Origin of the sequence: Halovenus halobia (assembly GCF_051414135.1) — an archaeon.
In the GTDB taxonomy this organism is placed as follows: domain Archaea; phylum Halobacteriota; class Halobacteria; order Halobacteriales; family Haloarculaceae; genus Halovenus; species Halovenus halobia.
Genome location: NZ_JBLKOA010000001.1, coordinates 35,300 through 49,198, shown reverse-complemented (window position 1 = coordinate 49,198; position 13,899 = coordinate 35,300). Strand labels below are relative to the sequence as shown.

The following is a 13,899-nucleotide window of genomic DNA, read 5'->3' as shown; positions in this document are numbered from 1 at the left end:
AATCGGGTTCAGAACACGACCTTCGTTCTCACATTCGTCTTGAATCTCGCGGGCGATGTTCGTCTTAACTTGATACTCTGTCCCATTGGCGACTCGCTCATTGTTTCGTTCGTGTTGACTCTCGGTCAGGAGATAGATGGGTGACGCGAACTCGGCTTCCGCAGGTATCGGTTCGTAGATTGACCGAAGACGAGGGAACTGCCGAAAATCACCGTCAACGATTCGCCCGTATCGAACGGACAGGTGGTATTTGCTCGCCGGGTCAACCGCGTTAGAGGTGTTCTCTTGTCTATGCGTTAGGGTTATATTCGTGGTGTTCGTATTACTCATTGCTGGCCTCGTTTCAGTACTCGGGAAGGCTCTCCGGGCAAGGACATCCTTCCCTTCATTGCGCTTCGAGGTCGAGCGGCGCGTTTCTGTGTTGGTGTCTATTCTGGTGTAGTATTTCTGCCCTAAAAACGGTTATCACGGCCTTTACCTTGTCATTTCGAGGTTTGAAACGATTCAATCACAGAGTTCGACCGATGAGACAATAGCGAATAACAAGACCGCTGAACCTACTACCAATTCAACGGATTTTCCGGTTGTGGAATCTCTCTCTGGTTATACTTGCTACCGGGACGAGTATCGTCACTTTCGGCACTCCCTCTACAGGGTGAGACAACCTTGTAATGACCAGAACTCTTGCGTTTTGTTGCTTGGATTTTTACGATTCCGATAGGGATATACCCGTTTACTGCGGTGATTCGGCCACGAGTATAATATTCGGGTTTGACCTGTTGGGGACGGCGATTCCCGCTGTCCACCTCAAGATATGAGGGGGTGAAAAGCGGGTGCTGGAGCAACCGACGAGCGATTCCGGCTTCTTCCGTTTGGATTCGTGCTACGTCCTGGTCGAACCTCTGTGAAGCCGCTGGTAGTTCCCCTGCCTTCGTCCAATCAATCGTCGTCTCTTTTTGAGCCGGGTCGGTACCTCGTCGTTCACCAACTGCCTCAACGAGTCGTTGCCAGTCAATATTCTCACTACTCATACTTGCGTTCCCTCTTGCTGTCGTTGTGGATGGTCGCCATGGTTGATAGTTGGTCTTCAGTGCGTCTGCCGATATTGGTGATAGTTCTCTGATTCACGTTTGAGTCGGTATTCGAGAGTAGGCCCCAATGACTATCACTCGCCAACTGTTAGAAACAGATGGAGAGTGCAGGGAAACCTGTCTCTCACTTGCTCGACGCCGATACCGGGGCCAACCTTCCACAACTGACCCGGCGGCGTCGTCCTATTCATTCGGTTTGTAGTGATGGTGGTCAGAGCACACTCATGTTTTGGGACTACGGGGCCTTAACACTTACGTCTACTGACATGATAGGGGTATCAGAAGAGAACGTAATTCATGATAGGGGTATTAGCGTTAGAGTGGGTTAAAGCGGCAATTTCCCACTTTTAATTCTCAATAGGGGTATCAGAAGAGATGAACAGAGACGACAAAATGACAGTTTATGATAATATATAGTATGTCATACTCTGATAAGGCTATTGTCAATGAATTACCTTTGGACGCAATACACACCCAAGCACTCTTCGACAACCCGCGCTCGTCGGTGTCAAGTGTGGGGTCGCCGGAATCCTTTTCAGATTTCTTACCGACTATATGACATAGAGGTAGCGGCCAGTGAGCAACCCTGTAGAATCGACGGAAAGAATCGTGCTGTGCTTCGACCGCGACGATACGGTGTCGGTGAACCCACACCCTGACCACAGAGCCGTACCGGTGGGATGGGTGCAGTATTGGAGCCATGTCGAAGAGATTCCAGTATTCGCCTCCGGCAACCAGCATTTGAGGGTCGAGGCGGAGATTCCCGGTATCAGTGAGGCTGAACACGTATGGGAAGAGTACCTCGACAACGGCGAATATGACTATGAAAACTCGCAGTTCGAGGATTATTGGAAGCCCCGAAGACGCGACGGTCTACGTCTGATTCAGGACGTTTACCAGACGGCGTATCCGGACGAAGACTTCCGCTTCGTCGTGGTTGACGACGTAGACGTTAGCGACTTAGAGGAAGAAGGCCCGTGGGAACATCACTTCCCGTGGGACTTCGTAGAGGTAGTAGAGAACGGCAACTTCGTGCTGGACGAACCACCGGAAGACGCCTTCCGAAACGACGGAGTTCCATTCAACTCCACCGACGACCCCGACTTCGAGATTGAACGTCGCACGGTAGACGAGATTCAGGACGAACTCCGTGGGTCTGACCATCTTGACGCCCCACAATAAGACGACCCAAGACCAGAATTAGACTCTTCGACAACCTCGCGTTCGTCGTCGGTCGGGTCGAGTAAGGCATGACCTCACGCTCCTTCGTCGTTCAGTAACCGGTCAGGATACAGGTCAGAAACTAACCCAATAATCTGGTATTCGAGTTTCTCAAGCGTTTCCTCAAAGTCGTGATAGAGGCCAACATCGTCTTCCCGCCATGCTTTCGTCCAAAAGTAGGTCGGTCGGCGGAGTTGTCTGCCATCTTCAAAGAGCCGGTCGGCCCACTTTGCGTACTTCTGCTTCTGGTTCTTGTCGTGGTCGAAAACAACGGCGCTCAAGTTCCCAATGTGATAGTAGTGGCCATCACCCCACCGAGCAAACTTCCCGGTACTCGTTCCTCGAAGGCCTTGTAGATTGGCGCTCAAACCTTCACCGTCCCGCCCGTATTTGCCAGCCTTTCCAACATAGAGAGGAACAACGGCCCCTTCGTCAAGCCAGTACATCAGGTAGATAAGACCATCATAGGTGTGGTCAGTCGTCTCCCAATCGTTGATTACCTTTCTTCCTTCATTTCGCACACGCTCTTCCATTCTTTCGCTTCGCTTCAGGATTCGTCTGTCATCTTTTCCGTAGTTCTTGTACTGAACGACTTGGCTATCGTCAGTCTCGAACAGAGGAATCGGGCATTTTGTATCAATATACCGGCCAGTCCATTCGTGCCAGATTTCTTTTTTGCTCGTCATAGCCGCTCCTTGTACCACGCCTGTTTTTCGCCAATACCTAATCCCTCGGTAGGAATTTCCACGCTGACACCAGTATCTTCAATCAGCGGAAGGAGTTCTTCGTAGTAGTCTTTACCAGCGTGTAGAACGAGTGTTATGTCGTCAGAGAGCAATCCTTCTTGTTCCATCTGGTCGGCCAGCGTTTCAGCCCACTCTCGTCTCTTGGCAACTCTCGCGCCACTCAATGTCTCGTCATATGGTTCGATAGGGTCGCCGTCAGGGTCAAGCAGACCATACTTTGCCGATAGAATCCACCAGTCGTCGTGATACTGCCCGGCGTAGGCCCTCATTTTATCAAAATACGGGGATGTGTAGAGTTTCTTCGGCGTGGCTGGTTCCTCTCGCTTGGTCTTGACGCAACTGACGAGGCCAATTTCACTCATAGTATGTCCCGTGAGTCATTGGTGGTGTATATGAACTTGAAGTGAAATTTTTGTTGTGCTTCTATCAGACCCTATCCAACACGGCGAGTTCGTCTTTCAATTGGTGAATAGCAGATTTTGCTTCGACGCGGTCGGTTGTTCCACCGACGATGATTTTCCCACTGGCGAAGACCAGTAGAGTGACTTCGTGTTCGGGCGGTCGGTAGATTAGGCCGGGAAATTGCTCGGGTTCGTACTCGGAGTCTTCCATCCCGAGAGCGATAGTGAGGGCTTCCAAGTTCACCTCTCGCGCGAGGTCTTCCATGAAGACCGAGGTAACGTGTCTGAACTCGTAATCGGGAACCTCGACGCCAATTTCGGACAACACCTCTTTGAATCTGGTTTCGGCTTCTGACAGAAGGTCTTCGGTCTTCGCGCCTCGAATCTGAAATGAGCCTGTCCGATAGAGAGTGTAGGCTGGCCCGCCCTCTTCTAACCGAACCGTTGCCATCCCGTTGCTCGTGAAATTGGCGTCGATAGAAGAATTAAGATGGTTCTGAAGACTGCTGACGAGGACTTCCAAATCTAACTCTCGACCGAGAGAGCCGCTTCCCATCGTACTGACGATTTCCATATCAGGGGCTTCTGGTAGACCGTAGAATCCGAGAGGTGTATATATCCCTGTCTCTTGCTCTCGAACTTCACCGGAGCAAATAACCCGTTCCCGTGAAATGGAACGTCTATGGCAATCTCTTTGGACGAACTCGAAAACCACCTCTTCGAGTGTGCAGACATTATCCGGGACGCCGTTGACCCGACCGACTACAAGGAGTTCATACTTCCTCTCGTCTACTACAAGAGTATCAGCGATGAGTTCGAGAAGCAATACGAACAGAATCTCGACGAGTACGGTGAAGACTTCGCTCGTCGGAAGAACCTCTACGATGTTCCTGTTGTCCCCGAGGGACATTCGTGGGAAGACGTTCGCGCCGTCTCGGACAACGTAGACCAAGCCCTGAACGAAGCCTTTGACGCGCTCACCGAAGAAAACCCGGAACTCAAGGGTATTTTCGAGGGAACGGACTACATCGAGGCTGACGCGCTTGGCGACGAACGGCTCGGGAGACTGGTCGAACACCTCTCGAAGTACAACTTCGACCGGGACAGCGTTCCCCCGGACATGCTCGGGGAAGCGTATATGGACTTGGTTCGACACTTTGCCGAAGAAGAAGGCAAATCGGGGGGCCAATTTTTCACGCCCCCGCATATCGTCAATCTCTGCGTTCGTCTCGTGGACGAGTTCGAGGACGGCATGACGTTCCACGACCCCACCGTTGGCTCCGGTGGTATGCTCATTGAGGCCGCCCGTTACTACCGCGAGGAACAGGGTGGCGACCCCTCGAAACTCGAACTCACCGGACAGGAAATCAATCCCGACATAGCCGCTATCGCCCGCATGAATCTCTCTATCCACGGGCTAAATGGCTCTATTTCACGCGAGGACTCGCTGGCGAGTCCGGAGTTCACCAACGACGAGGACAACGAACTGACGCGCTTCGACCGGGTGCTGGCAAACTTCCCGTTCTCGGCTAACTGGGCCAAAGACGAACTACAGGACGACCCGTGGGGACGCTTCGACTGGCACGAGAAACTCCCTCGCGCCGACCGGGGCGACTATGCGTTCATCATGCACATGGCGAAGCAGTTGAAGCGGCCCGACCGCGATGGGACGGGCGGGAAGGCGGCTATCGTCATTCCGCATGGTGTACTCTTCCGAAAGCACGAAGAGCGCTACCGGAAGCCGATGTTGGAGAACGATATGGTGGAAGCCATCGTTGGGCTTCCGGAGAATCTTTTCCAAAACAACAGTATCCCGTCGGCTATCCTCGTGCTGAATACGGACAAGTCCGATGAACGTGAGAACGAGGTACAGTTCATTCACGCCGCAGATGAAGACTTCTACAGAGACGAATCGAACCAGAATATTCTGACTGAAGAGGGTCTTGACCACATCGTTAAGAATTTCCGTAACTGGACGACTGAAGAGCGAGTTAGCCGAACGGTGTCGCTGGACGAAATCGAAGAGAACGAGTATAACCTAAATATCGCGCTCTATGTCGATACGACGGAACCAGAAGAAGACATAGACGTACAGGAAGAACTCGGGAAACTACGCGATTTACAGGCTGAACGGGACGAGATTGAATCGCGGATGAGTCAGCACATGGGGGCGCTGAACTATGAGTGAGGACGCGACCTTGGATGATTTCATCGGGACTGCCGAAGAGGGGGAATCTGAAGAGGATAGTGTCCGAGAACTTTTCGGATTGGGAGAGATACCGGCAGATTGGTCAATTGAGGCACTCGCGGATATATCTGAAATTATTCCGGGGAACTCGCCCCCTTCGTCTACATACAACGAGGAAGGTGAAGGACTTCCATTCTTCCAAGGTAACTCCGAGTTCGGCCACTTCTATCCCGAGGCAGATACATGGTGTTCGGAGCCTCGGAAAGAAGCCGAAAAGAATGATGTACTGATGAGTATTCGCGCTCCGGTTGGTGACTTGAACATCGCTGATACGAACTGCTGTATCGGTCGTGGAATTGCGGCCTTGCGACCGAAGACTCTCAATGGACTCTATCTCTTCTACAATCTTGCAGAACGAAAGCCGTGGCTTTCTCGACTTGCTACTGGTAGTACATTCAATTCCGTTACCAAGAGCGACCTACAGTTGCTTGATATTCCGGTTCCGACGCTCAAAGAACAGCGCAAAATCGCAACCGTACTTCACAACGTCGACCAAGCGATTCAGAAGACAAAAGAAATTATTGAACAAGTAGAACGGGTTCAAGATGGAGTTTTGAACGACTTATTCACACGAGGTATAGATGAATCGGGAAGAGTGCGTCCTTCGCCCGAAGTAGACGCTGAATCTTACAAGGAAGAACGTCGATACACCATCCCGTCAGACTGGCGTGTTTCTACGCTACAAGACCTCTGCGCTGAAAAAATAACCTATGGTATCGTTCAAGCAGGCCCTCATATTGATAACGGGGTTCCATACATCAAAACAGGAGACATCACCAACGGAGAGTTGGAAATCGAAGAGTTGAGTCGAACTTCAGAAGAGATTACGGAAGATTACAATCGTTCAAGACTGCAATCAGGGGAACTTGTTGTAACGATAAGAGCGACTGTGGGAGTTGTGGTACAGGTGCCACCAGAGTTAGAAGGTGCTAACCTTACACAAGGTACTGCACGCGTTTCTCCGAATGATTCTGTAGACAACCGTTTCTTGCTTTGGGCAATTCGGTCGAACGCGGTTCAGTCAATGATTGACGTTCGACTCAAGGGAACTACGTTTGACGAAATCACATTGGGGCAACTACGAAAAGTCCCAATCCCCCATCCGGCGAGTATTGATGAACAAGAGCGTATTGCCAACAAACTCGATACATTTGCAGACCAATTAGAAAACGAGAAATCATATTTAGAATCGTTGAAGTTCCTCAAGCAAGGCCTCATGCAAGACCTGCTGTCGGGAACAGTCCGAACAACCGACACTAACATAGAGGTACCTGACGAAATCGCACAGCATGGTTAGTATCCCATCTGAACAGGGTGTCGAACGCTCGCTTCTTTCGTGGCTCGACGGCGTCGGATGGGAGACACACGGGCAGGACGGCGACCGGGGCGCGAACGTTCTTAATGACGCCTACGACCGGCAGAGTCACGAGGTCGTCTATTGGGACTTACTGGCTGAACAAGTCGTCGCGCTCAATGAGGACGTGACCAGCGAAAACGTCGAGAAGTTCATCTCGTCACTGAAGCGCGACCTCGACACCGAGAACCTGATGGACGGGAACCGAGCGTTCCACCAACTGCTGACAAAGGGTAAAACCTTCTCCGTCCAACGCGACGACGGTTCGACCGAGACTGTCTACGTTGACCTGATAGACTACGCTGACCCGGAAAACAACCGGTTCCACGCTGTCAATCAGTTCTCTGTCTCCCGCGAGACAACCATTCGTCCCGACGTGAGTCTCTTCGTGAACGGGATTCCGCTGGTCACGATGGAACTCAAGAGCCAAGCACAGGACAACGACTGGCACGACGCCGTCCGTGACCTTCGGAACTACGAGAAAGACGTATCACGACTCTTCGTCCCCGGCCTGTTCAACATCGCCGCCGACACCTTTGAACTCCGCTACGGCGCGGTCGGCGCACCCAAGGAGTTCTACGAACCGTGGAACGACGCTCCCGAAGAGTTCGAGGACAGTAACGACGTGAGACAGGCTATCAAGGCTCTGTGCAATCCCGAATCTATCCTCGACCTGCTGAAGAACTTCGTCTTCTACGAGCGCCGAGCCGGTGGAGACGCGAAAATCGTTCCCCGGTACATGCAGTACTACGCGGTGAACGCGGTTCTCGACCGCGTCCGTGAGGGCGTCCACAAGCGCGGCCTCGTCTGGCACACCCAAGGGTCGGGCAAGTCGTTTACCATGCTCTATGCCGCCGAGAACCTTCTCTCGCGCCCCACCGTGGCCCGCAATCCACAGGTGTTCATCATTGTCGATACGGACAAGTTGAACTCCCAAATGCGCGACCAGTTGGCGAACCTCACCCTCGAACAGTGGACAGAGGCCGAGAGTATCGCCCATCTTGAGGAACTTATCGAACAGGGCCAAAGTGAACTGGTTCTCACGACGATTCAGAAGTTCGAGGACGTTGACCCCGACGAACAGGGCAACGACGAGGTAATCGTGATGAGCGACGAGGCCCACCGGTTCATGGAAGCCGACCTTGGCAGTCGTCTCGACGCCGCCCTTCCCGACTGCTACCACTTCGGTTTCACCGGGACACCTGTCCGCGAGGGCGAACGCCACGAAGACCGCAACACATTCCGCGAGTTCTCACCCGAGGACGAGGACTATCTTCACCGCTACTCGGTCAAGCAGGGTATCGAGGACGGGCTGATTCTTCCCGTCTACTTCACGCTCCGTCACGAAATGGAATGGGAGATAGACGAAGCAGGGCTTGACGAAGAGTTCGAGCAGGAGTTTCGTGGATTGAGTACAGACGAGAAACGCGAGTTCATTCAAAAGAACGTAACCGCTCGGACACTGGCTGAAATCGAACCTCGCGTAGACCGCGCCGTCGAAGAAATAGACCGACACTACGACGAACACGTCGCACCGAACAGGTGGAAAGGCATGGTCGTCACACCGAGCCGCCGGTCAGCCGCACTGTACGGCGAGCGGCTCATTGACCGTCGTGGCGAGGACGAAGTGGAAGTTCTCTACACGGCGACCAACGACGACCCCGACCTGATTCAGCAGTTCCACACCGACTCCGAAGAGCGCGACAGTATCATCAAGGCGTTCAAGCAGACCGACGAGGAAACCGAGGAAGTCACGCCGAAACTGCTGGTCGTCCACAACATGCTTCTGACGGGCTTCGACGCACCGATTCTGAAGACGATGTATCTCGACCGCAACCTCAAGAACCACAATCTCATGCAGGCTATCGCCCGGACGAACCGGCCTGCCGAGGGCAAGGAGAACGGTGAGATTGTGGACTTCCAAGGTGTCTTCGAAAACATTGACGACGCCCTCGACTACGACGCCGAGACGAAGGCCTACGCCGCCCGCAATAAGGACGAACTCTACGACGACCTGAAAGACCAGTTGGAAACGGTCATGGGTATCTTCGATGGCATACCCAAGGACGACACCCAAGAAGCCGCCTACGAAGCCGTCGAACGCATTAGCACCCATCCCGAGCGCCGCGAGTTCAAACAGGGCTTCCGCCGTCTACAGAATCTCTATGAAGCCGTCGCTCCGGACAAGCGGCTAATCAACGAGGGTATCGAGCGCGACTACAAGTGGTTGAGCCGGATTCACGTCGCATTCAAGCGCACGACCGGGGGCGAAGATGACCCCGAAGACGACATGCGCGAGAAGACGCGAGAGATAATCAACGAGAACGTCGAAATCACGGAAATCAAGGACGACTTCCCGACCTACAAACTCGGGGAAGAGTACCTCGAAGACGTAGAAGGGTTGGACAATCCCGGCGTCAAGGCCTCGCAGATTGCCCACGCGACCCGCGAACACCTACACCCTCGGGAGAACCAGAATCCTCGCTACAAGCGATTGAGCGAGCGCGTGACCGACATAGTGGAACGCTGGCAGGGTGATGAAATCAGTGACCCCGACGCTGTCGAGGCGCTAAAATCGGTCGAAGAAGAGGTTCTGAACGTCGAAGAGGAAGCCGAAGAGCAGGGGATGGACGACGCGGAGTTCGCCATATACACGCACCTCACAGAACAGACTCCCGACGCTATCGAGTCTGAAGAACAGGCCGAGGAAGTGGCCGAAGAAATCGTCTCACAGTTCCGCGAACGCGTTGACCGAGGATACTACGGGTGGAAGACGAACCAGCAGACCATCGCGGAAATCGAGCGTATCCTGTTGGACGTACTGGTAAAGGAGAACGAACTCGGCCACCTGATTCGAGACGACGATGGGTTCGTGGACTCGATACGGAACTACCTTATCGAGAATCATGGCTAAAGCCCACAGTCGGAATATCGACCTATTGGGGAACCCCGTCGAGTACGAGGTACGCGATAGCACCGACGCCAGTGAACCACGTATCGACGTTGACATACACGGCGTGACGGTCGTCGTTCCCGAAGGCGACGACGTTCAGCACGCAGAACTACTCAAGGAAAATGCGGCATGGGTGGTAGACCAGCAACGGAAGTACGACGCCTATCGAGAGCAAGTCCCCGACCGGACATTCGAGGCTGGCGAGCGCTTCCCATTCCTCGGAGAAGACCGGGAACTCGTTATTGAGCCACTACAGAAACACGAGGTAGACGAGGATTCGATTCGGCTCCGAAAGAGTGCCGTCGAGCAATCGTCAGTCAAGCAAGTTCTCGAAAACTTCTATCGGAGCCGGGCGCGGGAGTATCTCACTGACCGCACCGACCACTACGCCGAGCGCATGAGCGTCGAGTACGAAGAACTCGAACTCCGAAACCAGCGCACACGGTGGGGTAGTTGTTCGACTGGCGGAACGATTAGCCTGAACTGGCGGCTCATTATGGCCCCGCCCGACGTTGTTGATTACCTCGTCGTCCACGAACTCGCTCACCTGACCGAACAGCACCACGGACGAGAGTTCTGGCAGTTGGTTGGAGAACATATCCCTGACTACAAGGAGAAGGCCGAGTGGTTAGAACAGAATAGTGTACGGCTGATTTTCAGCGAAGACGACCTGTAGACAGTTACCCAATCGCGTCGGGAATTGACCCCCGAGCAGACCACGGGATGTACTTATCTGAGTAATTCGAGAGGATTCTCACTGTCCGTTCATCGTACTCGCCCGACTCGTCGTCAAGAACGGCAATAGTCTTCACTTCCGGCGCTCCGGCTTGTATGTCTACCCACTTGAACGCCGTCCGCTCGGCCATGCCATGTGATGTTGATACGTCTTCAGCATGGAGAGCGTCAAGGTATGTCGGTTTCCCGTTCTGTACATGGAAATCGACGCGATGTGGTTCTGAATCACCCTCAACATCCACATTTCGCTCATAGTGGTATCCTTTGCCGTTCAAGTAACTCCCAACCTCGTCTCGGAAGTCCGTTTGCGTGTACTGCCTGCGAGTATAGGATAGATATGAGATAGATTGGACTGCCTGAATAGCGTCCAGAAGACGTTGACCTAATCGCTCTTTCGAGGTGGTGAGTTTTATTTCGTACTTTGCACTATCCAAGTCGAAGCGTTGCTTGGTGCTACTCAATCGCTTTTCTCGCCGGGACTGGTCAAGATTAATATTCGAGAGGTAGAGGTACCCGTAGGTTTCACCCTCATCAGAGATAACATATTCTTCTCCCTCTCTTCGAATCCATAGGGTGATAGCGTCCCTATCGGCCCTCTCGAACGGGACTGTAATGCGGCACTCACCATCTTCATCGGTGATGGAAACACTCTCTTCGAACGCCGAATTGAGGGCGGGCCACACCAAGTCTTTGCAGTTAGTCATGGTCATTCAGTCCCGTTTGGTACGTTCCGCGTAGTTCTATGTTACACTCGTCGAGAAAGTCCCTAAAGGCTTGGTGAACATCGTCCGTGGCAACGTCGTCCACCGGATAGGCGTAGTCGGCTTCATGCTTTTCAGTCCAGTAATGTTTGTGCGGCTCTGTAATAACCTCACCGTCAGGGTTGGTATGTGGTGTCGATGAGTCCCACCGTCGAACCACCTTCGAACTCTTATACAGAAGACAGAAGCCGTAACTCCGACGCTTCCACGCTTTGAGAGTGAGGTTTACATCTTCGTTAAGGCAATACACCGTTGCCTCACCTTCCAGATTTGGCCCTCGTCGTTGCCACTCCCAATCCTCTTCAATCACTTTCTCCATATCGTAGATACCGTCAATTTCAGCCTTCGTTACCATGAGTGGTTATGTCCGCGTATTGAACACATTGCAACTTATAAGTCGGCCCGGAATTGAAAGTGAAATCGCTCAAACCGACAAAAATCACGGCTTGTTTCTATCAACGGTTGTCACGCCAACCAGCCGCGACTGCCAATACACGGCTTCAACGACTACCTCGTCGGCCCCGTCGGTCGGCAGACCGATAGTCGTGCTTCCGCAGTCGTCGCACCACACGCGGCGAATAACCCACCCGCCGTCGTCGTAGTGAGTGGCATACGCTCGCACAAGGTCGCCAGTTCGCGCGCCCTTGTTACATCGGTCGCAGATATGTCCTATCTCTCCGCCGTTGAGGGCCGCCGCCGGAGACGGTCGCGTCATTGGCCCACCTCAAGCGACGAGTAGGCGACGTTACACTCGTTACAGGCCCATCCACGTTGGCCGGTCACGGAGTCCAACAGCGCTCCGTAATCGAGTTCCGAGCCGCAACGGAGACACGTCGGCGTATCCGTCATTCGTCGTCACCCGTAGCGTGCGGGTTTGGCGTCTCGAAGCCGTCCCTGTAGCACGGCCAGCAGGCGAGGTCTTCGAAGAGCGGGCTACAATCGCAATCCTCGGGACGGTCGTCGTCGCGGTCGTCGCCACCGAACTCTTCGAGCGTGACGCCACCGTCAGTCGCGGCGACCTTCGGCGTCTCTTCGACGTGTTCCCCGAGTTGGGCGTCTACCTCGTCGGCGTCCACCCACGCGGGAATGGGGCGCTGACCAGTTGCGAACGCTATACGGCGGATGTGCTTGCACTCGGCTTCCCGGTACTGGTGGTCAGGACACGTACACCGGCCTTCACGGGCGTCTACGCGGTACTCTGACCCGCTCTGCGTCGTCACAGAGTACACGTCGCCCCCGACGGAAGGACGGTCATGTACTCCGTCAAGGCGCGTACATCGCGCTGTTCGAGGTCGGTACAGTCGTCCGTAGCGGAAGATTCACCTGCCGCTGTATCGAATTTGCTCATGCCTTCTTGGCTCCGTCGAGAAGGCCCCGTCCGGCGTCCTAAGCGCCGGGCGTTTTCGCGTGAATCACGCCCCAAGAGACGAGTCCTTCTCTATCTATACCTTGGACGGCAGGGATATTAAGTGTACTGCCTTAGACGGTATAGTTAACTGATTACGCGCAATAGGAACCTCTATGGGTGAAGATTCAAAACCGGGGCCAACACCGAAGGTGAGTAACGATGAAATCATCGTCTTGTTTCGAGAGACAGACGACCCCGTGCTTTCGACTGCGGAAGTAGCAGAACAGGTACCACTCAAGCGACGGGCCACCTACAATCGACTCCGGTCGCTGGCCGACGAAGGCCGATTAGAGAGTAAGCAGATTGGTGGCCGAAACACAGTGTGGTGGTTGGCCGAATCCGAGGAACTCCAACCGCAGTCGTTTGTGGAATAGTGAAACCGGTTCACAGAGAGTTATAGAGTTATAAAACGCTCTTCAGGCCCTCTGATGGTCGTGACTCTAGTTCAACCTCGAAAGGATGGATACCACTCGCCACGCGACGAACGCGCTCACAGCGCACTCACGGCGCTCTCGCGGGTCGCTGGCGGTACGCCCATCCTCGAAAGTCGGAGTAGAGCCGTCAAGACACCCATTCATTGCCGAATAGGGAACGAATGTCCGACCGGCGTTACTCTTCGTCCTGTTCGAGTTCAGCCGCGTCGAGGTCGCCGTCGAGGTACTGCCGACCCTCGTCTGTGATAATGTAGACGCCGTTTCCGAGAAATCGGATTAATCCGTGGTGCTTCAATTTCTGACAGCGCTCGTGGATGTGAGGGCGACTGAATCGAACGTATTCACTTCCTGCCATACTCGACGGTGTACCGGAGTCGTTCTCGCTCAAGAACTCAAGAATCCGCTCGTCCGCTATAGTCATCCACTCCGCCGATTTCCTCATTACTGGAGAGTCAGGGGCGTTGTCGTTACATATCACGAATCGTATACTTTAGTTAACACAGTGTAAACTACAGCAACAGTTATATGCGAAATCCGTGTCATTTAC

General features: G+C 53.6%; 14 protein-coding genes. 6 read left to right on the top strand and 8 right to left on the bottom strand.

Features of this window, described 5'->3' with window-relative positions; genetic code table 11:
• Positions 1-1,667: 1,667 nt before the first annotated feature.
• Positions 1,668-2,273 carry an adaptin protein gene (locus ACMGFM_RS00255; RefSeq protein WP_436900260.1) on the top strand — a complete coding sequence of 202 codons (606 nt, stop codon included), beginning with the start codon at positions 1,668-1,670 and terminating at the stop codon, positions 2,271-2,273.
• Positions 2,274-2,347: 74 nt separating this feature from the next.
• Here the strand turns inward: ACMGFM_RS00255 and ACMGFM_RS00250 are convergent, their stop codons facing one another.
• From ACMGFM_RS00250 to ACMGFM_RS00240, 3 genes are all read right to left on the bottom strand, one after another.
• Positions 2,348-2,998, bottom strand: a complete 651-nt coding sequence (locus ACMGFM_RS00250) for a hypothetical protein (protein WP_436900258.1) — start codon at positions 2,996-2,998, stop codon at positions 2,348-2,350.
• A complete protein-coding gene (locus ACMGFM_RS00245) occupies positions 2,995-3,420 on the bottom strand; it encodes a DUF6884 domain-containing protein (protein WP_436900257.1) in 426 nt (141 codons plus the stop codon). The genes ACMGFM_RS00250 and ACMGFM_RS00245 overlap by 4 nt, the downstream gene beginning before the upstream one ends.
• A 64-nt stretch (positions 3,421-3,484) precedes the next feature.
• Complete coding sequence (locus tag ACMGFM_RS00240; protein WP_436900256.1) at positions 3,485-4,033, bottom strand: TATA-box-binding protein; 549 nt, start codon at positions 4,031-4,033, stop codon at positions 3,485-3,487.
• Positions 4,034-4,141: 108 nt separating this feature from the next.
• Between ACMGFM_RS00240 and ACMGFM_RS00235 the strand changes: the two genes are divergently transcribed.
• Genes ACMGFM_RS00235 through ACMGFM_RS00220 form a run of 4 tightly spaced genes read left to right on the top strand, consistent with a single transcriptional unit; the run spans position 4,142 to position 10,690 of the window.
• Positions 4,142-5,647: a type I restriction-modification system subunit M gene (locus tag ACMGFM_RS00235; RefSeq protein WP_436900255.1), complete on the top strand. Its 1,506-nt coding sequence runs from the start codon at positions 4,142-4,144 to the stop codon at positions 5,645-5,647.
• The gene (locus tag ACMGFM_RS00230; protein ID WP_436900254.1) at positions 5,640-7,004 is read left to right on the top strand and encodes a restriction endonuclease subunit S; all 1,365 of its coding nucleotides are present in this window, start codon (positions 5,640-5,642) and stop codon (positions 7,002-7,004) included. The genes ACMGFM_RS00235 and ACMGFM_RS00230 overlap by 8 nt, the downstream gene beginning before the upstream one ends.
• On the top strand, positions 6,997-9,975 hold the full coding sequence (locus tag ACMGFM_RS00225; RefSeq protein ID WP_436900253.1) for a type I restriction endonuclease subunit R: 2,979 nt from the start codon (positions 6,997-6,999) through the stop codon (positions 9,973-9,975). The genes ACMGFM_RS00230 and ACMGFM_RS00225 overlap by 8 nt, the downstream gene beginning before the upstream one ends.
• The gene (locus tag ACMGFM_RS00220; RefSeq protein WP_436900252.1) at positions 9,968-10,690 is read left to right on the top strand and encodes a M48 family metallopeptidase; all 723 of its coding nucleotides are present in this window, start codon (positions 9,968-9,970) and stop codon (positions 10,688-10,690) included. The genes ACMGFM_RS00225 and ACMGFM_RS00220 overlap by 8 nt, the downstream gene beginning before the upstream one ends.
• A 4-nt stretch (positions 10,691-10,694) precedes the next feature.
• Here the strand turns inward: ACMGFM_RS00220 and ACMGFM_RS00215 are convergent, their stop codons facing one another.
• The 4 genes from ACMGFM_RS00215 to ACMGFM_RS00200 form a co-directional block, all read right to left on the bottom strand.
• Entirely contained in the window at positions 10,695-11,459 is a 765-nt protein-coding gene (locus ACMGFM_RS00215; RefSeq protein ID WP_436900251.1) for a DUF1828 domain-containing protein, read from the bottom strand.
• Positions 11,446-11,865 carry a DUF6978 family protein gene (locus ACMGFM_RS00210; RefSeq protein ID WP_436900250.1) on the bottom strand — a complete coding sequence of 140 codons (420 nt, stop codon included), beginning with the start codon at positions 11,863-11,865 and terminating at the stop codon, positions 11,446-11,448. Before ACMGFM_RS00210 ends, ACMGFM_RS00215 begins: the two co-directional genes overlap by 14 nt.
• 84 nt (positions 11,866-11,949) lie before the next feature.
• Positions 11,950-12,225, bottom strand: a complete 276-nt coding sequence (locus tag ACMGFM_RS00205; protein WP_436900249.1) for a DUF8112 family protein — start codon at positions 12,223-12,225, stop codon at positions 11,950-11,952.
• Between the two features lie 130 nt (positions 12,226-12,355).
• Entirely contained in the window at positions 12,356-12,730 is a 375-nt protein-coding gene (locus tag ACMGFM_RS00200) for an SWIM zinc finger family protein (RefSeq protein WP_436900248.1), read from the bottom strand.
• Between the two features lie 301 nt (positions 12,731-13,031).
• Here ACMGFM_RS00200 and ACMGFM_RS00195 point away from each other — a divergent pair, with 301 nt between their 5' ends.
• Positions 13,032-13,292, top strand: coding sequence for a hypothetical protein (locus ACMGFM_RS00195; protein WP_436900247.1), 261 nt, complete (start codon positions 13,032-13,034; stop codon positions 13,290-13,292).
• A 235-nt stretch (positions 13,293-13,527) separates the two neighbouring features.
• On the opposite strand, the gene ACMGFM_RS00190 is transcribed toward ACMGFM_RS00195, so the two are convergent.
• The gene (locus ACMGFM_RS00190; protein WP_495849249.1) at positions 13,528-13,794 is read right to left on the bottom strand and encodes a winged helix-turn-helix domain-containing protein; all 267 of its coding nucleotides are present in this window, start codon (positions 13,792-13,794) and stop codon (positions 13,528-13,530) included.
• Between the last annotated feature and the right edge of the window lie 105 nt (positions 13,795-13,899).